This is a genomic window from Peptoniphilus equinus (assembly GCF_027921445.1).
Classification (GTDB): Bacteria; Bacillota; Clostridia; order Tissierellales; family Peptoniphilaceae; genus Peptoniphilus; species Peptoniphilus equinus.
This window is the reverse complement of record NZ_CP115667.1, coordinates 1365624-1385532: the sequence shown is the minus strand read 5'-3', so window position 1 is coordinate 1385532 and position 19909 is coordinate 1365624. Positions and strand designations below refer to the sequence as shown.

The following is a 19909-nucleotide window of genomic DNA, read 5'->3' as shown; positions in this document are numbered from 1 at the left end:
GTCTGACATTTTTTTAGCTGGGTAGCGTGTAACCTTTAAAATAGGGTATATGGTTCAATAGAAGAGGCAGGACAAAGGAGGATATCAATGGAAAAAGATTACAATTTTTTTGATGCCATGATGAATCAGCAGCAAAACTATATGAATTTTATCAAACAGCAATCTGACGCCTATGTCGAATCGGCAACTAAATTCGCGAAAAGTTTTACCACGCCGGATTATAAAGAGATCACCGACAAATTCTTCGGCGCGATGACCTCAGGCTACACAGGTACACCTTTGGATGTGTATGAGAATATGGAAAAAGCCAAGGGCGTGGTGGGACAGCTCTACAAACTTTGGCAAGAGGTCTTTGAACAAGGTGAGCCGGACTATGACAGGGCGAAACGCTACGTCGAGTGGTTTAAGACGCAGCAGGATCACTATTATACGCAGTATATCGGACCATATCTGCCGGCAGAGTTTCGAGAGCTTGCTGAGAAGTCCGCAGATGTGCTGAAAAATTACACCGGCTCTTTAGAGGCACTCTATGGACCGTGGGCGGATGCGCAAAAAGATTTGACCGACGCATACTTAACGGGGATGTATGAAGATCCGGAAGGTTTCGTCGCTTTCTTTAATACATGGAAAGACAACTATGCTAAGACGTTCGGCAAACTATTCAATATGCCGACTATGGGAATTGATCGTATCTCCCAGCAGGATCGTCTTCAAACCTTCGACCGGTTCATTCGATTCTGCGTCTATTCGGCAGAAATGAACATCAAGCTGTCCGCTATCATTCAGGAATCCACTCGCAACGTGGTCAATGAAGTGATAGCTATGTATCAAAACGGTAATCAGCCGGAAGACTTCAATGCTTTCTATAATTTCTGGAAGCGCACCCTTTCCGATGACTTCGAGCGCTTTTTCTACACCGATGAATTCACCAAGTTCCTGGGCAACTATGTGGAATCTGTGCTCTCACTGAAGATTGCGGTGGATAAAGTCTCTGAAGAATTCTTAAAAAATTGGCCGGTGGCAACGAAAACCGACATGGATTCTCTCTACAAGACGGTTTACGACCTGAAAAAGGAAGTCCGCAGACTTCGTCGCGAGATGAAGGTGCTTCAAACCGGGCAAAAGACGACGGACGTCCAAGAAGCCGAAGCGCAAACGCAGACTCCTATCGAGGAAAAGTCCGAAGCTAAGCGTGGTGGAGCTAAGCCCCGCAAGACTGCACCGAAGACCACGGGAAAGGAGGTAAGAGGCGATGACAAATAACTTTACATTCGATATCGAGTCGTTGCGAGACTTTTTAGACGGCGGCGCAAAAATGGGCAAAGGTCTGAAAACGATGATGGACATGAAAGTGGAAGGGGCCGATGCCACGCCGAAAGATCTCATCTTTGAAATGGACAAGATGAAACTCTATCATTACCATGCGCTCACAGAACAGGTGAATACGACGCCGGTGCTCATCGTCTATGCACTGGTCAACCGCCAATACATGATGGATTTGGATCCGGACAAGTCGTTGATTCGAAAAATGCTTCAAGGCGGACAGGACGTCTACATCATCGACTGGGGTTATCCGACAGCGGAGGATCGCTATATCGGTCTGGACGATTACATTAACGAATATATTGACAGCTGTGTGGACACGATTCGCGAGCGTCACGGCATCGATAAAATTAATATGATGGGCATTTGCCAAGGTGGGACGTTCACCTTTATCTATACGGCGCTGAATCCTGACAAAGTCAAAAATATTGTGAGCCTTGTGACGCCAATTGACTTTGATGTGGATGACGGCCTGCTTTTCAAATGGGGACCGTATCTTCAACCGAAACTGATGGTGGAAGCTTTCGGCAACGTCCCCGGAGAATTTATGAACGCCGGATTTCTCATGTTAAAGCCTTATGATCTCGCCATTGATAAATATGTAGGTGTGGTGGATCTCATGGATGACCCGGAAAAAATGGCGGGATTTCTCCGCATGGAACAGTGGATCTTCGATTCACCGGATCAAGTCGGCCGAGCCTATATGGAATTCCAAGAGCATATGTACCATAACAATGAACTGATTAAGGGTGAGTTCGAGCTGGACGGCGAAAAAGTGGATTTGAAAGCCGTCACCTGTCCGGTCTTGGTCATTATGGGCACAAAGGACAACCAGGTGCCAAACTCTGCGACAGAACCGATTCCACAAGTTATCGGATCCACCGATGTGGAAGTCCTGCGTGTTGAGACCGGTCACATCGGAATCTTTGTCAGCGGCCGCAGTCAGCGGGAAGTGGGACCGAAGATTAATGAATTCTTAGATGCAAGAGATAACTGAACAAGGCGTCTTCGGACGCCTTTTTATAGGTATGATTCAACTAAAGGAGTAGTTATGAAGTTACAACCTATCCTTCTCTGTGCGGGCCTCTTGTTGTTAAGCGGCTGCGGGCAAGGTAACGAGGCGAATAACGCCGCAGGGCAAAGCGATCCGTCCGGGACAAACAACACCGCTGAGACGACAGTAGCCACGCAACAACCTGAGGCGTCTGAGCGTGACGAAGCTCAGCGTAAACCTGTGGACACGGCGGTGCTCATTGCCAATAAAACGTCGTACATGGGCGATAATTCCAAAGTGGGAGCGATTTTAAATGCACTGAAACTTCCGGGATACGCTGTGAACGGTTTTATGTTAGACGGAGACACGGGGATCATCACCATCCATGTTGTGCCGAGTGAGAACACTTCTGCTGTGGACTTTTTCAAAAACAGTGTCGTGATCTTTGCCTTGGTAGAGAATGCCCAAGTTCTCCGATTTGTAGAAAGCGACGGCAATGAAGTGGCCAATGTGGACAGAAAGAGCGCTGACGCACTCCTTGCCGCAGCGGGTACGTCTTTTGAAGATGTTGGTGAGAGTGAAGCAAGTTTGGATGCCTATTTGGGTCAATAAGGATCACGCCGTGAGGTCACGGCGTTTTTTTCTGAGCATAAAAGAACCCGCCGCAAGGACGGGACTAGGCAAACAGAGTGTGCTCTAATAAAATTTTAATGCCCATGGCAATCAAGATGAGACCGCCGACACGTTCTGCAGCGCTCTTATACTTGATGCCGAAGATGTTGCCGATGCTCATGCCGATCATGGCGATGACAAATGTGGTGAGTCCGATGATGATCGAGGAGGACACTATATTCACCTTGAGAAAGGCGAAGCTGATGCCGATGGCCATCGCGTCGATGGATGTGGCCAAACCGATGAGAAGCAGACTCTTGATATCAAAACCGGTGGTAAAGTCACAGGTTTTGTCAAACGACTCGCGAATCATATGCGCACCGATGATCCCCAGAAGAAAAAAGGCTACCCAATGGTCAATGGCACGAATGTCCTCGGCGAAGGCGCTGGCGAGAAGATAGCCAAACACCGGCATCAAACCTTGAAACAGGCCGAAGCACAACCCCACACTGAACGTTTTTGAAAACTCCGGCTCTCGAAGCTGCAGCCCCTTGCAGATGGCGGCGGCAAAAGCGTCCATAGCAAGTCCGACTGCTATGGCGAAAATACTAAGTAACTCCATAAAACACCTCGCTAAATATTTTAGCATACCTCGGGGTAAAATGGTAAAAGCAGACTAAGAAAGAAGGTTAACTATGAAAATCACACAACAGGACTTTAGAACGACGGATTGGTCCGGAGGGACCACATCGGAACTTTACATTACGCCAAGGGGCGCTACGGTCGGTGAAAAAAATTTCACGGGGCGGATTTCTTCTGCAACGTGCGAGCTGGACAGCTCCACCTTCACCCCTTATGACGGATTCACTCGCTTTATCACGCCCCTGGACGGCAACTTAAAACTGTTGGTCAATGGCGAAGCTATGGAGCTGAAGCCGTTTGAAGTATTGAAATTTAGCGGCGCCGATGATGTCACGTCCTATTCCCAAGTTCGAGATTTCAATTACATCGTTAAAGACGGTGAACCTTTTGAGATGGTTGCCAAAGATGTGGACGGTGAACTGATGGTGGAAGAGAAGGCACTGATCTTTTTCTACACGCCTTTTACCGTCAATGGCGAAGCCTTTGAAGGGATGAGCGCCTTTATTGGGGATCACGTGAAAGTGGAAGGGCAGGGCAAGATTTTAATCTGCACGCTCGCCTAAGTGAGGCGACAGTGGAGTGATGCGAGAGTTTTATAGGTGATAACGAGAGCCGAAAGGCTCTTTTTATATGGGCATGTAAAATCTCATTTACACGTAAGTAAGTATAGTTTTTTTCTTGGATTTCGGATCTTTTATTGTGCACTTATATATAAGAAGAAAAGCGTACAATTTCTTATAAAATATGTTATAGTACTTTATAGTTACTGGGAAAGATAAGGAGAATTAAGATGAAAATACACATGGGTTTGGATATCGGATCGACAACGGTCAAACTTGTCGTTTTAGATGACCATTTAAATATCATATATGACACCTATCGTCGCCACTTCTCCGATGTGAAGCTGACGGTGAAAAATGTCATTTCCGATGCCTACGGGCGCTTCAAGCACGACACGGCGACCATTGCCGTCACAGGGTCCGGGGCATTGTCTATTCATAAGGCTTTGCGCATTGACTACATTCAAGAGGTGGTTGCGGCCACGGAAGCTATTCAACGGTTTATTCCGAAGACAGATGTGGCCATCGAGCTTGGCGGCGAAGACTCAAAAATTACCTACTTAGACGGCGCGGTGGAACAGCGGATGAACTCCATTTGCGCCGGCGGAACCGGAGCTTTTATCGATCAGATGGCATCGCTTCTTCAAACGGATGCCGCCGGTCTGAACGCCCTTAGCTACGACTATACGAAAATCTATCCTATTGCATCGCGTTGTGGCGTCTTTGCCAAAACTGACGTTCAGGCACTGATCAATCAGGGTGCGGAAAAAGCCGACATTGCCGTGTCCGTCTTTCAGTCCGTGGTTAACCAAACTATTTCCAATTTGGCTTGCGGCCGTCCTATCCGAGGCACCGTGGCCTTTTTAGGTGGACCCCTTCACTTTTTGCCGATGCTTCGCACACGGTTTATCGAGACGTTGGGACTGACTGAGGATGAGGTTATTGCGCCGGAGAACTCGCAAATTTTTGTTGCCCTCGGCGCTGCCCTCTCCTCTGTTGAAGGCTCGCTAATCTCATTTATGGAACTCTATGAACGGGCCAACGATACGCAGACTGCAGTGGAAAAAGAATCCACCACCATGCCGCCGCTCTTTACCGGCGAGGAGGACCTTGCAGCCTTTCGCCGCAAGCACACCACGCGGGACTTAACACAGCGTGAGCTTGAGACCTATGAGGGCCCGATGTATCTTGGGATTGATTCCGGTTCCACTACCTCTAAAGTTGTGCTTATAAGTGAGGACAGCGAACTGCTCTATACCTATTACGGCTCCAATGAAGGGGATCCGCTGAGTATTGTGGTGGATAAGCTTAGGGAGATCTATCGCAGAAAGTCGGACAAAGCCTACATCAAAGGTGCGGGATGCACCGGTTACGGCGAAGATTTTCTCAAGCAGGCCCTCAGTTTGGACTTCGGCGAAGTGGAAACCATCGCTCATTTCAAAGCGGCGTCCTTCTTTGAACCGAAGGTGGATTTTATTCTGGACATCGGCGGTCAGGATATGAAGTCTATGCAGATTAAAGACGGCGTCATTGAATCCATTCTTTTAAATGAGGCGTGTTCCTCCGGATGCGGCTCCTTCCTTGAAACTTTTGCCAAGACGGTCAACATGGATGCCAAGGCCTTTGCCGATATTGCTCTCACCTCCGAGGCACCGGTGGATTTAGGATCCCGCTGTACGGTGTTTATGAACTCCAATGTGAAACAAGCTCAAAAGGAAGGGGCGGAGGTAGCGGATATTTCTGCCGGACTCGCTTATTCTGTGATCAAAAATGCCATTCAAAAAGTCATCAAGATTCGTGATCCGAAACTTTTGGGCGAGCATATCGTTGTGCAGGGGGGGACGTTCCTTTCCGATGCGGTATTACGGGCGTTCGAGCTGCTCACCGGTCGCGATGTCATTCGCCCGGCCATAGCAGGTCTCATGGGTGCTCTTGGTATGTGCCTTATTGTTAAAGAGAAGGCAGGTGAAGAGTCCTCCATTCTCTCGCCGGAGGATCTGGAGCACTTCACCTACACCACAAAGGCCACCCATTGCCGTCAGTGTACCAACAACTGTGCGCTCACGGTCAACATCTTTTCCAATGGCAAGCGTTACATCACCGGCAACCGCTGTGAACGGGGTGCAGGGATTGTGAGAAAAGATACCGATCTGCCGAACTTGTATCAATATAAATATCAGCGTGTCTTCGATTATACGTCACTGACTGACGACGAGGCGACTCACGGCACGGTGGGACTGCCTCGGGTCCTCAATATGTATGAAAACTACCCATTTTGGCACACATTCTTCACCACGTTAGGCTATCGCGTGGTGCTCTCCGAGCCGTCGACACGCAGCACCTATGAAAAGGGCATGGAGTCCATCACGTCGGAAACCGCCTGTTATCCGGCGAAGATTACTCATGGGCACATTGAAAACCTCATCGACCAAGGGGTGGATACGATCTTCTATCCGGCGGTATTCTATGAAGAGCATGAGTACGACACTCAGGACAACACGTTAAATTGTCCTGTCGTCTGCGGATACAGCGAAGTCATTAAAAACAATCTGGATCGTCTCCATGAAAACAACGTACGGTTTATGAATCCGTTCCTCTCGTTTGACCACCGAAAGAAGTTGGAGAAACGTCTTGGAGAGGTCTTCACGGCACACACCAAGTCTGAAATTGCCAAAGCTGTGCGTGCTGCTTATGAAGAAGCGGATCGCTACCAGGACGACGTACGCGCGGCAGGGGAAGCGGCGCTCAAAGAACTGGATGAGCGGGGTTTAAAAGGCATTGTCCTGGCCGGCCGACCATACCATATCGATCCGGAAATCAATCACGGTATACCTGAGCTCATTAACCAACTGGGTCTTGCCGTCATCTCCGAAGACAGTGTGGCACACTTGGTGGACGTGGACGGTCGTCTTCGCGTCCTCGACCAATGGACCTACCATGCACGGCTTTACCGGGCCGCAACCTTGGTGGGACAGCGTGACAATCTGGAGATGATTCAGCTGAACTCTTTCGGATGTGGGATCGATGCGGTCACGACGGATCAGGTCAATGAGATTCTCAATGCGTACCACAAGATTTACACAGTGCTTAAAATTGATGAGGTGAACAATCTCGGCGCCATTAAAATTCGCGTGCGCTCGTTACTTGAAGCGGCGGACAAACGGGAACGGCCGGAGGACATTCAAATCATTGACGAAAAGCCTGTGGAATTTACCAAGGCCATGCGTGCCAACCACACCATACTCATGCCGCAAATGGCACCGACTCACTTCGATATTCTCGTACCGATTATGCGTACCATGGGTTACAACTTTGAAGTCTTGGAAGATGTGAGTCCGAAAGTCGTCAACGAAGGGCTGAAATACGTCAATAACGATGCCTGCTATCCGTCCATTTTTGTCGTCGGACAGTTTATGGATGCGTTGAAAAGCGGTAAGTACGACACCGACCATATCACGCTGTTGATGAGCCAGACGGGAGGTGCGTGCCGCGCATCCAACTACGTCGGATTTATTCGAAAAGCTCTCGCCGATGCAGGCTTTGGTCATGTGCCGGTGCTTGCTACGTCCTTCCAGGGGATTGAAACACACGAAGGCTTCAACCTCACCGCGACCCAACTGATACCTCTTGTGAAAAAGGTGGTCATGGGCATGCTCTATGGCGATCTGATCGTGCGTCTCACGCAAACCACGCGGCCGTATGAAGTGATCAAAGGCTCCACCGCGATGCTCTATGATCGCTGGGTCAGTCTGGTCAAGGACGAGTCGGCGTACACTAATGCTAAGTATGAGGCGAACGTCAAGGCTATGGTCCGAGAGTTTGCCAATTTGGAGACACATCGTGACAAAAAACCGAAGGTGGGTATTGTCGGAGAAATTTTGGTGAAGTACCTTCCGGCTGCCAACAATTATCTGGCGGACAAATTGGAAGCTGAAGGGGCGGAAGTTATTATTCCGGATCTGACGGACTTTATGATGTATTCCTTTAAGAATGCTCAGGTGAAGTATCGGTCGCTCTCGAAAAATTTGATGCCGGCATTGTTGTGCAACATTGGGATCAAGTATATTGAGCGTTACCGCAAGATCATACGTCAGACCTTGCGGGAGTACGGCTACATCGCGCCGGAAAAAATTGAAGACATTATGGCCTACGCTGAAGAGTTTGTCGACTTGGGAAATCAGTACGGCGAAGGATGGCTTCTCACAGGTGAGATGGTGGAACTCATCCGAGAAGGTTGCAAAAATATCGTCTGTGTCCAGCCTTTTGGCTGTCTGCCGAACCACATCACCGGCAAAGGCGTCATCAAAGCCATTCGAAACAGCTATCCCGGCGCCAATATTGTACCGATTGACTGCGACGCCTCTGCGTCTGAAGTCAACCAGTTTAACCGGATCAAGCTCATGCTTGCTCAGGCTAAGAAAAATTTGGACGATGAACCGGAAGTCGAATCCGTGGGTGGACAGGCTAAAACAGCAGGCAAATAAAAAAGACCCTCGTTACATAGTGTAGCGAGGGTCTTTGTCGTTTAAGCCTTCACATCAGTCGGCTTTGACATCGGCGTAAGCGCTGTCCTGGAATTTTTTAGCTACGTAAGAGCAAGTGGGAATAATCTTCTTGCCTTCTTTGCGTGCTTCGGCAACCAGAGCGTCCACCAATTCACCGGCCATACCTTGTCCGCCGAATTCCGGTTTGACAAGGGTATGCTGAGCGTCAATCTTATCACCGAGGTCTTCATACATAATGATACCTTGGTAGTTCTCTTGGCTTTCGCCGATATACAATGCGTTATGACCTTGTTTAACTTCCATTATGACCTCCTTAGGTAACCATTCAACGTACTTATTTATTATTACCCAATGTGTTATCGAAAGGTGCAGGCTGGTAGTTTTTTACGGAACTTGTCAGGATGTCCACATAAGTTTTGGCAATATCCGAGAGAGGGTTGTCGGCGCGGTAAATGTAGACCATGTCCATCTTCTCATTGCTCTTTAACGGCACGGCGGTGATGTTGTCGTCGTTCAGTTCCTTCGAGATAATGCCGGAGGAGATGGTATAGCCGTTTAGGCCGACCAAAAGATTGAAAAGCGTCGCCCGGTCAGTCACGACGATGGACTTTTTGGCATACTCTATCGCGTGAAGTTCCTCAGCGTAGTAGAAGGAGTTGTTGAGTCCCTGGTCATAGGTGAAGCGCGGATAGTTTTTCAGATCCTGTAAGGTGAGGGAACTGCGAAGGGCGAGAGGGTGGTGCGTGGATAAGAAAACGTGAGGTTTGGCGGAGAACAGATACTCCCACCTCAGACCGTTGGATTCAAAGGTTCGCTTTAAAATGTCCTCATTGAAATGCGACAGATAGAGGATGCCGATTTCACTGCGACGGGTACGAATATCTTCAATAATTTCGTAGGTGCGAAGCTCTCGTAAAGAAAACTCATACTCATCTTTATCGATGAGCTTGACCAGATCCACAAAAGCATTCACCACAAAGGCGTAGTGTTGGGATGCGACAGAAAAGATTCGCTTCACCGACCGATCATTTTTGTACTGGTTTTCCAAGAGATCCGCCTGTTCAATGACCTGTTTGGCGTAGGAGAGAAATTTTGTGCCTTCATCGGTTAAAGCGACGCCGCGGTTGGAACGATAAAAAATGGTGATGCCCATCTCCTTTTCCAAATCCATGATGGATTTAGATAGCGTGGGCTGCGTAATAAAAAGTTGTTGGGCACCGGTATGAATAGAACCGGTGTGGGCCACGGCAATAATATAGCGCAGTTGTTGTAGTGTCATAGTTACCTCTTTTTCTTCCCGATAATTTCAGTTATTTTATCACCTTTATAGCAAAAAATCAAAGCTATGAACAGTTGATCATAAATTTTATTTCAAAATTTGGAAATAAAGCTAAGAGCCCCGGGCGGTCAGGTCGTTCGCTCTTTATGGCGGCATGGGAATAGAAAGATGAAAGCAGCGTCAGCTTTTCTATAGGGTTCACACCCTTGTCTTTTGACTCGTGAAGGGCTACACCTTAAAACAGTTCCATCCAATATGGCTTACGATACGGACGTTTATATCGGTTTAGATGAGGTGAAATTCTGGTGTCGACTTTGTAAATTATTTTACATAAACTTTACAAAGCCTCTGTTTTTAATTTACATAAGCTCGTTATAATGCAGTTGAAATTAAGAACATCAAGAAAGGATGAATGGAATGACAATCAACTTTAAACACATCACCAAAAAACTGACTACAGGTGCGTTAGTCGCAACAATGGCCTTTGCGCTTACCGCTTGTGGTGGCAACCAAGCTGCAGAAGGAAACGCCCAAGAAGGTAACGCAGCTAACACCGGCAACGCTGCTACTGAAACGGCCGCAACAGCTGAAGGTCCTATTAACGTAATCTCTCGTGAAGAAGGATCCGGAACACGTAGTGCGTTTACTGAAATCGTCGGATTGATCGAAAAGGACGATGCAGGTAATGAAAAAGACATGACCTCTGAAGAAGCAGCTGTTCAAAATTCTACAGATGCCGTACTCACCGCAGTATCTAACGACGTAGCAGGTATCGGTTATATTTCCCTCGGTTCTTTAAACGACACCGTTAAAGCACTTAAAGTTGAAGGCACTGAAGCAACTGCTGAAAATATCGTAGCAGGGACCTACCCAATTGCACGTCCTTTCAATATCGCTTACAAAGGGGAACCGACTCCGGAAGTAAAAGACTTCCTCGCTTTCATTGCATCTGAAGAAGCAGGCAAGATTGCTGAAGAAGAAGGTTATGTACCAAACCCTGAAGCACAACCTTATGAACCGGCTGACGTGTCTGGAAGCATTACTATTGCAGGCTCTACCTCAGTGACACCGCTGATGGAAAAATTGGTTGAAGCTTACAAAGTACACAATCCTAACTTCAATGCCGATATCCAAGCAACCGGTTCTTCTGCAGGTATGAAATCCGCTATGGACGGCACTGCACAAATCGGTATGGCTTCCCGTGAGCTCAAAGAAGACGAAGCTGCAGCTCTTAACCAAGAAGTTATCTGCCGCGACGGGATCGCTGTTGTTATCAACAACGACAATGCCACTGAAGATATGACGATCGATCAAATCAAGAACATTTTTAACGGAACAACTACTGATTGGGCTGAGGTCAATGCAAAGTAACAAAATCAATGCAGAATTGAAGAAGTCTCAAGAGTTTAAAGAGCGTATCGCAAGATACCTCTTTTTACTCTGTGCACTCTTTTCTGTTTTTTTCATTATACTCATTTCCTATTTTATATTCAGTGGCGGCATTGATGTCTTTCGTACCGTAGGCCTCAAGGACTTTCTTTTCGGTACGGATTGGTCTCCGATGGATACCCCGCCGTCTTTCGGCATTTTTTCCATGATTATGGGATCCATTATGGTGACACTCCTGGCATCGGCCATGGCTGTGCCGGTAGCGCTGTTCACTTCGGCATTCCTTGCCTGTGACTGTCCGGCCTGGCTCTATCGCATTTTAAAACCGGGGCTTAATCTCATGGCCGGGATTCCGTCCATTGTCTACGGTTTTTTCGCCTTGACTTTTATCGTACCGAAGATGCGAGAACTTTTTAAGGGCAACGGGATGAGTATTTTAACGGCAGCTATTTTGCTTCTCATTATGATTCTACCGACGATTATTGCCATTTCAGAGAATGCCATCCGTTCAGTACCCAACCCCTACTACCAAGGGTCTATCGCTCTGGGGGCGACACACGAACGCACAGTGATGCACGTGGTTTTGCCTGCTGCGCGCAGCGGTATTTTTGCGGGGATCATTCTCGGAATCGGTCGCGCGATTGGTGAGACGATGGCGGTGATTCTTGTCGCCGGGAACCAAACCCGTCTTACTTTTAATATCTTCAAAGGTATACGCACCATGACAACCAACATTGTCCTGGAGATGGGTTATGCGGCAGGGATTCACCGCGAAGCCTTAATTGCCACGGCCTGCGTACTGTTTATTTTCATTCTTATCATCAACATTACATTTTGGATTTTTAAGAAAAGGAGCGAAAAACTATGAGTACAAAACTGCTTATTCTATTGGTTTTATTCGCTATCCTTGTGGGGTCGGCCATCTTTTGTAAAGTGCGTGGTCAGCTGAATTTTTATCGTTATGCCACCACATTGTCGGTGGTCATCACCTTTGGAAGTCTGCTTCTTATTATCTGCTATGTCATTCTCCAAGGGATACCTCACTTTAAACCGGATCTCTTTGCATGGGAATACACCACGGATAATGTGTCCATGCTGCCGTCGATTATCACGACCTTTATTGTTGTGGTGCTGTCCATTCTTATTTCCGCCCCTATTGGTATTTTCACCGCCATCTTTTTGGTAGAATATGCGAAGAGCGGCTCAAAAATTGTAGAAGTCATTCGATTGGCGGCAGAAACACTCCAAGGGATTCCCTCCATCGTCTATGGTCTGTTCGGGATGATGTTTTTCAGTGATCTCTTAGGACTGGGTTACTCGATCATGTCCGGGGTGCTCACGATCTCGATCATGATTTTGCCGCTTATTATTCGCGCGACGGAAGAGGCGCTTAAGGCCGTCAACGACAATATTCGTCATGCGTCGTTTGCCCTGGGGGCAGGACGTCTTCGCACGATTTTTAAAATTGTACTGCCTGTGGCCATGCCGGGGATCATCGCGGGAATTGTCCTTGCAACTGGGCGTGTGGTTGGCGAGACGGCATGTCTTATCTTTACCCTCGGTACGGCAACGAAGATGCCGACCGGTCTTGGCTCATCCGCAAGGACGCTGGCTTTACACGTCTATATGCTCTCTTCCGAAGGACTCTACGTGGGACAAGCCTATGCCACAGCTTGTGTGCTTCTAGTGCTTGTGCTTGTCATTAATTTCATTTCCAACAAGATTGCAACCAAATATATGGAGGTTCAAAGTTGAATTCTAAATTTAGTATTAAAGACTTAGACCTTTATTACGGTGACTTCAAAGCGTTAAAAGGTATCAACATGGAAATTCTTCCTAATGAAATCACAGCGTTTATCGGACCTTCCGGGTGTGGTAAGTCGACGACAATAAAGTGTCTTAATCGGATGAACGACCTGGTGGAAGGGTGTCGTATTGAGGGCTCGATCCATCTGGACGGGCACGATATTTATGACCCGGCTTATAATGTCAATGAGCTGAGAAAACGGGTGGGGATGGTATTCCAATCGCCGAATCCGTTTCCCATGTCGATCTACAACAATATTGTCTACGGTCCGAAAACCCACGGCATCACCGATAAGGCGGTGCTGGATGACATTGTGGAACGGTCGTTAAAACAGGCGGCTATTTGGGACGAGGTGAAGGCTGATCTTCATAAAAATGCGCTGGCTCTCTCCGGTGGACAACAACAACGCCTTTGCATTGCTCGGTGTCTGAGTGTGGAACCGGATGTCATTCTTATGGACGAACCCACATCAGCACTGGATCCTATCTCCACAGGGAAGATTGAGGATCTTGTTCTCGAGTTGAAAAAAGACTATACTATTGTTATGGTAACGCACAATATGCAGCAGGCATCACGTGTGTCGGATAAAACGGCGTTTTTCCTCACCGGAGAAGTCATTGAGTACGGTGACACCTACACCATTTTCTCCAAGCCTCATGACAAGCGCACAGAAGACTATATTACAGGAAGGTTCGGTTGATATGAGAAAGCATTTTGATGAAGATTTGGAACTTCTCAATGAAGAGATGCTTCAGATGAGCATGGTGGCGGAGCAGGCGATTCAAAAGGCTGTACAATTGGTATTCCAATCCGGCAATATCACCTATGAGGAAATTCGTCGGTTGGAAAAAACTTCGGATCAGTTGGAGACTAAAATTCAAGACCACTGCTTACGCCTTTTGTTGGAACAACAGCCGGTGGCTTCAGATTTGCGCTGGATTTCCGCAACGCTGAAGATGATTACCGACTTGGAACGCATTGGCGATCAGGCCAATGACATTGCGGAGATTTCAAAGAACTTCGTACCGGAAGACATTGCACCGGTCGTTGACATTAAAGATATGGCGGAAGCGACAGTGGCCATGGTCCACAAAGCCATTAACGCTTACGTTAAAAGGGATTTTGAACTCGCAAAATCCGTGGCATTGGATGATGATACCATTGACAACTTTTTTGTTGCCATTCGTGATGAGCTGGTTCACGCGATTAAAAGCGAGGAGCTCAAAGCCGAACGCATTATTGATCTGATTATGATCACCAAATATTTGGAACGTATTGCAGATCACGCTGTCAATATATCACGTTGGGTCGTCTTTGCCATTGAAGGGTTCCCAACTGAGGACTAATATGCTCATTTATATTGTTGAAGATGACAGTTCCATACAAAAGCTGATTGAATACGCGCTGAAAAGCAAAAATTATCAGACCAAGGGATTCGAAAAGGGCAAGGAATTTTTTAAAGAGCTTGCCAAAGACGTTCCGGACATGATCTTATTGGATATCATGCTTCCGGATATGGACGGCGTGGAAATTTTAAAAATGCTCAAGTCCGCACCGCACACCGCTTCGATTCCTGTGATGATGCTCACAGCCCGCACCTCGGAGTATGACATTGTCAGCAGTTTAGACCTTGGCGCCGACGACTATATGACCAAGCCTTTCTCCGTATTGGAACTTTTAAGCCGTATCAATGCGTTGCTGCGACGCAACCAACGACAGCTTGAAGAATTTTTGGAGTTTGAAGGCATTCACATGGATCTTTTGCGCCGTCAGGTGACCATGGACGGCCAGCCGGTCAACCTCACCTATAAAGAGTTTGAGTTGCTTAAGTACATGATGTCCAACGTGGACATCGTACTGAGCAGAGAAATGCTGTTAAACTCTGTGTGGGGTTATGACTATGAAGGCGAAACCCGAACGGTGGATATGCACATTAAACTCCTCCGAGAAAAATTGGCGGAGAAGCGGACCTTTATCCATACCGTTCGCGGCGTGGGTTATAAAATCAGTGCCGGAGACAAGAATGAATGAATCGACTGATCTATAGATATTTGAGACTGGTGGCGCTCTTTGTATTTACCGCCACGATTTTCATCACAGGTATCGTTCAGTATAACAACGACAAAGCACGCACCGAAAGGGAACTATCCACCTTAATCTCAATGGTCGCCCAGACTTTTGATCATGGGGTGGATAGACTTGTATATTTGGATAATTTGGCGAACTCCCGGGACAATCTCCACATTCGCTATCTGGGGGCAGTGAGCTACGACTCCAAAGACCAAAGCGGGTTCACGTTAAAACCGGGGACGCTTGTGACCGCCTCAGGAAGTTGGCTCAGCGAAGAGATCAATGTCACTAAGGAACTGAGAGACTCGTCGATGCTTTCCATCGGACTGGTACAGGACAATTTCCCGGGGTATCTGTTTCATTATATCCCGGCCTATGTACTCATCATTGCAGCTGTCTATCTCTTCACCGCCTTTGTGTCGAAAAAATCCACCGAAGCGATTATGGAGCCGATCTATAAGTATGAGCGCAGCGGCAATTATGACGACTTGTTATCCGTGCCGGAGCTCACGGGGTTTGTGAATATTCTCTCAAAAGCAACAGAAATGAAGCGCCGGGAGCTCTTTAACATTAAGCGGGAACTGGACACCATCATCAGCGTCTTGGAAAATATGGAAGAAGGCCTGCTCATTTTGGATTCCAAACGACGGATCATTATGATGAACGGCAAGGCCATGGCTATGCTTGAGACCAACAGAGACACCATGAATAAAAGTATTCTCTATGTCACCCGACGCGAGGATCTGGTCTTTGCTTTGGAAGATTGCTATAACGGCAACTATTCTGAAGGTCTTTTTGAAATTGGAGACAGTTATATTAAATACTATGCCAACCCGGTAGCCTATGACGGGGACATCACCGGCGCCATTTTACTGCTTATCGACGAAACGGAGCGAATACGGGCTGAGAAAATTCGCGAGGAATTTTCCGCCAATGTCTCCCATGAGCTGAAGACCCCGCTCACCAGCATCTACGGCTTTGCTGAACTCATGAGTTCAGGCCTTGTGCCGGAGTCGGATCGCCAAGAAATGGATAGGCGTATCTTACATGAGTCCAAGCGGTTGTTGACACTCATCGACGAAATCATCATGATTTCACGTTTAGAGTCCGGCACACAAGTGAGCACCGAAGATATTAACCTTACCGACTTTGCCAAGCGTCTTGAAATGAACTTCACCACTTATGCCATGGAGCGTCAGGTGAGTCTACACGTGGCAGGGTCCGGACATTTTAAATCCAACACCACCATGCTGTGGGAACTGGTGGCCAATCTCATTGAAAACGCCATTAAATACAATCGAGAAGGCGGGACGGTGGACGTGTCCATGACCATGGATCGCCAAGCTGTCCTCGTGGTTCGAGATACCGGTATCGGCATCGCGGAAAAAGATTTGGATCGTATTTTTGAGCGGTTTTACCGTGTGGAAAAATCACGTTCGAAGAAACGGGGCGGCACGGGCTTGGGTCTTTCCATTGTCAAACATATTGTGAAGACCTTAAACGGTAAAGTGGCCATTCAATCCAAGCTTGGAGAGGGGACTACGATTACCGTCACCTTGCCGATAAAAGAAAATCGCGGTGTGAAATAAAAAAAAGGAAGAGTCGGTCGGCTCTTCCTCTTTTAGTTGCAATCATGTACACAGGTGAGATCGGGATTGATCCGCCAGTGCCTGTTGGCAGTTCGGACAGATCCCCACGAGTTCCACCATGTGACCGGTAACTTTAAACCCTGTCTTACGGGCCACCTCTTTCTCAAAGGATTCTATCGGGCAGTGATCGGTAGGGATCATCTTCCCGCAGTGGGAACAGAGAATAAAGTGTTGGTGGTTGTGGGTTAAGTCATAGGTGGCGATGGCGTTTTGGCGCACGGTTTTATTCACGACCCCGGCGTGTTCCAGCTCGGAGAGAATACGGTAGACGCTTGAGGCGGAAACCACCTTGCTGTCAATATGTTCAATGAGATCTTCTGCGCTTTGGGGGACTGTCGCCGTTTGAAGGGCGCGGAGCACTTCCATCCGTCCTTTGGTGGCTTTAAGTCCGTGTTCAATGAGTAAATTTTCCATAGTTATCGCCTCACCTTAAGTATAACACAGTTGCACCCGGTTTGAGTTTGGAGTATCATTAAATAAGAATAAGAATTATTATTATTTACTAGGAGGTAGTATGAAAAAGAAATTAGCACTATTAGTTATCTTGGCGCTTGTCCTTGTGGCATGCGGTCAAAAGAATCAGGCAGGGGCGGACGCAGAACCGAACGATGCAGATAAACCGGTCGTCTACGCATCCGTCTATCCGGTGTACGATTTGGCAAAACAAATTGGCGGTGAACGCATTGAGGTGAGATCAATTATTCCTAACGGTCAGGAACCTCACGGTTGGGAACCGGACTCCGGTTTGATTAAAGACTTATCTGAGGCTGATGTGCTCCTCTATGCAGGTGCCGGTTTGGAATCCTGGATTGACAAAGTGATGGAGAGCGTAGAAAATGATGCTTTGGTCACTCAAGAATTGGCCGAGGGTATGAATCTTCTTCCCAACACCCATCACCACGATCACGACGGCGAAGCCGCAGAAGCCGATCACAACCACGACGCTGAAGCAACAGAAGCTAATCACAACCACAACGCTGAAGCAACAGAAGCTGATCACAACCATAACGCTGAAGTAGCAGAGGCTGATCACAACCACAATGCTGAAGTAGCAGAAGCTAATCACAACCATAACGCTGAAGCGACTGAAGCTCATGAGCATGACCACGATCACGGTGAATTCGATCCGCACTTCTGGCTGTCACCGGTGCGCATGAAGACGGCAGCGAACAATGTTGCCAAGGCGCTCATCGCGGCTGACCCTGACGGGAAAGCGGACTATGAAGCTAACTTGAGTGCGACACTTGAAAAATTGGATACCCTGAACGAGAAGTATCAAACCGAGTTGGACGGCGTGACCAATAAAACAATTGTCGTCAGTCACGAGGCCTATGGGTATCTATCCGATGAGTATGGTTTGCAACAAATCGGCATCACCGGTATTGAAGCAGAGACCGAACCGGATGCCAAGACGATAAAAGACCTGATTAACGGTATTAAAGCTGAAAATATTAAAACAATATTCACGGAAGATCTCATCGACACCAAAGTCGCCGAAACCATTTCGAGCGAAACCGGTGCTGAACTTGTGGTCCTCAATCCGTTGGAAAGTCTCTCGGATGAGGAAGTTCAAAACGGTGCGGATTACTTCTCAGTGATGGAGGATAATTTGAAAAAACTGGTTGAGGCTCTTGCTTGAACATCATTGAATTAAATCATGTACAATTTGGCTATAATGACAATGCTATTTTTGACGATGTGACCTTTCAGATTCACAAAGGTGAGTTTGCGGCCCTCGTGGGAGAAAACGGGGCGGGCAAAACCACCCTTATTAAACTGATTCTTGGCGAGTTGAAGCCGAAGGGTGGCTCTATTCATTTGAACATTCCCCTCAGTGACATTGGTTATGTCCCTCAGCTCGCCGCGGCAAATATGGACTTTCCCATCACAGTGGAAGAGCTGGTGGGGCTTCAGTGCAAAAGTCGTCTTTTTCTCTCAAAGAAAGAGAAGTCTCGTATTGAAAGTACGTTGATGTCAGTCGGTGCCGAGCATTTGAAGAAAAAACGCTACGGGGAACTCTCCGGCGGCGAACGCCAACGGGTGCTTATCGCCAAGGCCATGTTTCAGGCGCCGCAGCTGCTGGTTCTTGACGAGCCGACGACGGGGATAGACGCTAAGGCTAAGGAGGCACTGTATAAGCTTCTTGACCATTTGCACAGTGCTCACGGCATTACTCTTTTAATGATCACCCATGAGCTCGCCAGTGTTCGGTCGCTCTTGGATACCGTGTATGTCGTCGACGAAGGGAAGGTGAGACATGGAACTCTTTAGTTACGGTTACATGGTTCGCGCCCTTATCGTCGGCGTGGTGGTGGCCCTTATCGTACCTCTGATGGGGATGGTGGTTGTCAATAAAAATCTTTCCATGGTGGGCGATGCCTTGTCCCACGTGAGTCTTGCAGGTATTATCCTCGGATTTCTGTTGGGTCTTAACATGACCGTCGGAGCACTGTTGACCTGTGTGGTGGCGGCGCTTTTTATGGAGTTTGTCCGCAGAAAGTTTCCCGGCTATGGGGAGCTGTCCACGGCGATTGTCATGTCGACAGGCATTGGACTTGCCTCAGTGCTCTCCGGCTTTGTCACCCGAAATGTGAATTTTGAAAGCTTGCTTTTCGGATCCATCATTGCTATTCCCGACGATGAGTTTTATCTCATTCTTGTTGTCGGCGTGGTGGTCGGTGCGCTGTTTCTTCTCTTTTATCGGAGTTTGTGCCACGTGGCTTTCGATGAGACCTCGGCTCGCTTGGCAGGGATCAACATCGGATTTTTCAACGTGCTCTTTATGGTGCTTGTGGCGGTGACCATTGCGGTCTCGGCACGAACGGTGGGGGTCTTGATCATCTCATCGCTCATGGTCATTCCTGTGGCTTGTGCCATGCGCTTTAAACTGGGTTACGGAAAGACCGTTGCCCTGGCGGCGCTTTTCGGGATCATCTTTACACTCACAGGCCTAGTCCTCAGCTTTTACTTCAGTTTAAAACCGGGAGGTACCATCGTCCTCTTGGGAGTAAGTACACTCGTTGTGCTGTTGTTTATTAAAGGCAAATAACATTGTCCATGATACAGTCCGGCTTCGGCC

General features: G+C 47.8%; 19 protein-coding genes. 15 read left to right on the top strand and 4 right to left on the bottom strand.

Annotated features, from left to right (window positions below):
* Positions 1-87: 87 nt before the first annotated feature.
* From O6R05_RS06775 to O6R05_RS06765, 3 genes are read left to right on the top strand one after another with little or no spacing between them, the layout of a single operon-like run.
* Positions 88-1263, top strand: a complete 1176-nt coding sequence (locus tag O6R05_RS06775; RefSeq protein WP_271191231.1) for a poly(R)-hydroxyalkanoic acid synthase subunit PhaE — start codon at positions 88-90, stop codon at positions 1261-1263.
* Positions 1253-2320, top strand: coding sequence for a class III poly(R)-hydroxyalkanoic acid synthase subunit PhaC (gene phaC / locus O6R05_RS06770; protein WP_271191230.1), 1068 nt, complete (start codon positions 1253-1255; stop codon positions 2318-2320). The genes O6R05_RS06775 and phaC overlap by 11 nt, the downstream gene beginning before the upstream one ends.
* A gap of 54 nt (positions 2321-2374) precedes the next feature.
* Positions 2375-2929, top strand: coding sequence for a DUF4825 domain-containing protein (locus tag O6R05_RS06765; RefSeq protein ID WP_271191229.1), 555 nt, complete (start codon positions 2375-2377; stop codon positions 2927-2929).
* Positions 2930-2993: 64 nt separating this feature from the next.
* Here O6R05_RS06765 and O6R05_RS06760 read toward each other — a convergent pair whose 3' ends face one another.
* The gene (locus O6R05_RS06760; protein WP_271191228.1) at positions 2994-3551 is read right to left on the bottom strand and encodes a manganese efflux pump MntP; all 558 of its coding nucleotides are present in this window, start codon (positions 3549-3551) and stop codon (positions 2994-2996) included.
* Between the two features lie 73 nt (positions 3552-3624).
* On the opposite strand from O6R05_RS06760, the gene O6R05_RS06755 reads away from it, so the two are divergent.
* Together O6R05_RS06755 and O6R05_RS06750 are read left to right on the top strand one after the other, a co-directional pair.
* A complete protein-coding gene (locus tag O6R05_RS06755) occupies positions 3625-4134 on the top strand; it encodes a HutD family protein (protein ID WP_271191227.1) in 510 nt (169 codons plus the stop codon).
* 227 nt (positions 4135-4361) lie between these two features.
* A complete protein-coding gene (locus O6R05_RS06750) occupies positions 4362-8615 on the top strand; it encodes an acyl-CoA dehydratase activase-related protein (protein ID WP_271191226.1) in 4254 nt (1417 codons plus the stop codon).
* A 54-nt stretch (positions 8616-8669) separates the two neighbouring features.
* On the opposite strand, the gene O6R05_RS06745 is transcribed toward O6R05_RS06750, so the two are convergent.
* Complete coding sequence (locus O6R05_RS06745) at positions 8670-8939, bottom strand: GNAT family N-acetyltransferase (RefSeq protein ID WP_271191225.1); 270 nt, start codon at positions 8937-8939, stop codon at positions 8670-8672.
* Positions 8940-8970: 31 nt separating this feature from the next.
* Positions 8971-9915: a LysR family transcriptional regulator gene (locus O6R05_RS06740; protein WP_271191224.1), complete on the bottom strand. Its 945-nt coding sequence runs from the start codon at positions 9913-9915 to the stop codon at positions 8971-8973.
* 417 nt (positions 9916-10332) lie between these two features.
* On the opposite strand from O6R05_RS06740, the gene O6R05_RS06735 reads away from it, so the two are divergent.
* Genes O6R05_RS06735 through O6R05_RS06705 form a run of 7 tightly spaced genes read left to right on the top strand, consistent with a single transcriptional unit; the run spans position 10333 to position 16770 of the window.
* A complete protein-coding gene (locus O6R05_RS06735) occupies positions 10333-11286 on the top strand; it encodes a substrate-binding domain-containing protein (protein ID WP_271191223.1) in 954 nt (317 codons plus the stop codon).
* Positions 11276-12172: a phosphate ABC transporter permease subunit PstC gene (pstC, locus tag O6R05_RS06730; RefSeq protein WP_271191222.1), complete on the top strand. Its 897-nt coding sequence runs from the start codon at positions 11276-11278 to the stop codon at positions 12170-12172. Before O6R05_RS06735 ends, pstC begins: the two co-directional genes overlap by 11 nt.
* Positions 12169-13059, top strand: coding sequence for a phosphate ABC transporter permease PstA (pstA, locus tag O6R05_RS06725; RefSeq protein ID WP_271191221.1), 891 nt, complete (start codon positions 12169-12171; stop codon positions 13057-13059). The genes pstC and pstA overlap by 4 nt, the downstream gene beginning before the upstream one ends.
* On the top strand, positions 13056-13811 hold the full coding sequence (gene pstB, locus O6R05_RS06720) for a phosphate ABC transporter ATP-binding protein PstB (RefSeq protein WP_271191220.1): 756 nt from the start codon (positions 13056-13058) through the stop codon (positions 13809-13811). The genes pstA and pstB overlap by 4 nt, the downstream gene beginning before the upstream one ends.
* Position 13812: 1 nt before the next feature.
* Complete coding sequence (phoU, locus tag O6R05_RS06715) at positions 13813-14457, top strand: phosphate signaling complex protein PhoU (RefSeq protein ID WP_271191219.1); 645 nt, start codon at positions 13813-13815, stop codon at positions 14455-14457.
* Position 14458: 1 nt separating this feature from the next.
* Positions 14459-15142, top strand: a complete 684-nt coding sequence (locus O6R05_RS06710) for a response regulator transcription factor (RefSeq protein ID WP_271191218.1) — start codon at positions 14459-14461, stop codon at positions 15140-15142.
* The gene (locus O6R05_RS06705; protein ID WP_271191217.1) at positions 15139-16770 is read left to right on the top strand and encodes a sensor histidine kinase; all 1632 of its coding nucleotides are present in this window, start codon (positions 15139-15141) and stop codon (positions 16768-16770) included. Before O6R05_RS06710 ends, O6R05_RS06705 begins: the two co-directional genes overlap by 4 nt.
* 42 nt (positions 16771-16812) lie before the next feature.
* Here the strand turns inward: O6R05_RS06705 and O6R05_RS06700 are convergent, their stop codons facing one another.
* Entirely contained in the window at positions 16813-17244 is a 432-nt protein-coding gene (locus O6R05_RS06700) for a Fur family transcriptional regulator (protein WP_271191216.1), read from the bottom strand.
* A gap of 100 nt (positions 17245-17344) precedes the next feature.
* Here O6R05_RS06700 and O6R05_RS06695 point away from each other — a divergent pair, with 100 nt between their 5' ends.
* The 3 genes from O6R05_RS06695 to O6R05_RS06685 are packed head-to-tail and all read left to right on the top strand — an operon-like array spanning position 17345 to position 19879.
* On the top strand, positions 17345-18469 hold the full coding sequence (locus tag O6R05_RS06695; RefSeq protein WP_271191215.1) for a metal ABC transporter solute-binding protein, Zn/Mn family: 1125 nt from the start codon (positions 17345-17347) through the stop codon (positions 18467-18469).
* Positions 18466-19101, top strand: a complete 636-nt coding sequence (locus O6R05_RS06690) for a metal ABC transporter ATP-binding protein (protein WP_271191214.1) — start codon at positions 18466-18468, stop codon at positions 19099-19101. Before O6R05_RS06695 ends, O6R05_RS06690 begins: the two co-directional genes overlap by 4 nt.
* The gene (locus O6R05_RS06685) at positions 19088-19879 is read left to right on the top strand and encodes a metal ABC transporter permease (protein ID WP_271191213.1); all 792 of its coding nucleotides are present in this window, start codon (positions 19088-19090) and stop codon (positions 19877-19879) included. Before O6R05_RS06690 ends, O6R05_RS06685 begins: the two co-directional genes overlap by 14 nt.
* Positions 19880-19909 lie beyond the last annotated feature (30 nt).

Excerpts from the sequence above, each read along its gene's own strand:
- O6R05_RS06685 (WP_271191213.1), top strand. The coding sequence starts at position 19,088 with ATGGAACTCTTTAGTTACGGTTACATGGTTCGCGCCCTTATCGTCGGC.
- O6R05_RS06710 (WP_271191218.1), top strand. The coding sequence starts at position 14,459 with ATGCTCATTTATATTGTTGAAGATGACAGTTCCATACAAAAGCTGATT.
- O6R05_RS06765 (WP_271191229.1), top strand. The coding sequence starts at position 2,375 with ATGAAGTTACAACCTATCCTTCTCTGTGCGGGCCTCTTGTTGTTAAGC.
- phaC (WP_271191230.1), top strand. The coding sequence starts at position 1,253 with ATGACAAATAACTTTACATTCGATATCGAGTCGTTGCGAGACTTTTTA.
- pstC (WP_271191222.1), top strand. The coding sequence starts at position 11,276 with ATGCAAAGTAACAAAATCAATGCAGAATTGAAGAAGTCTCAAGAGTTT.
- phoU (WP_271191219.1), top strand. The coding sequence starts at position 13,813 with ATGAGAAAGCATTTTGATGAAGATTTGGAACTTCTCAATGAAGAGATG.
- O6R05_RS06695 (WP_271191215.1), top strand. The coding sequence starts at position 17,345 with ATGAAAAAGAAATTAGCACTATTAGTTATCTTGGCGCTTGTCCTTGTG.
- O6R05_RS06700 (WP_271191216.1), bottom strand. The coding sequence starts at position 17,244 with ATGGAAAATTTACTCATTGAACACGGACTTAAAGCCACCAAAGGACGG.
- O6R05_RS06755 (WP_271191227.1), top strand. The coding sequence starts at position 3,625 with ATGAAAATCACACAACAGGACTTTAGAACGACGGATTGGTCCGGAGGG.
- pstA (WP_271191221.1), top strand. The coding sequence starts at position 12,169 with ATGAGTACAAAACTGCTTATTCTATTGGTTTTATTCGCTATCCTTGTG.
- O6R05_RS06745 (WP_271191225.1), bottom strand. The coding sequence starts at position 8,939 with ATGGAAGTTAAACAAGGTCATAACGCATTGTATATCGGCGAAAGCCAA.
- O6R05_RS06760 (WP_271191228.1), bottom strand. The coding sequence starts at position 3,551 with ATGGAGTTACTTAGTATTTTCGCCATAGCAGTCGGACTTGCTATGGAC.
- O6R05_RS06705 (WP_271191217.1), top strand. The coding sequence starts at position 15,139 with ATGAATCGACTGATCTATAGATATTTGAGACTGGTGGCGCTCTTTGTA.
- O6R05_RS06750 (WP_271191226.1), top strand. The coding sequence starts at position 4,362 with ATGAAAATACACATGGGTTTGGATATCGGATCGACAACGGTCAAACTT.
- O6R05_RS06740 (WP_271191224.1), bottom strand. The coding sequence starts at position 9,915 with ATGACACTACAACAACTGCGCTATATTATTGCCGTGGCCCACACCGGT.
- O6R05_RS06735 (WP_271191223.1), top strand. The coding sequence starts at position 10,333 with ATGACAATCAACTTTAAACACATCACCAAAAAACTGACTACAGGTGCG.
- O6R05_RS06775 (WP_271191231.1), top strand. The coding sequence starts at position 88 with ATGGAAAAAGATTACAATTTTTTTGATGCCATGATGAATCAGCAGCAA.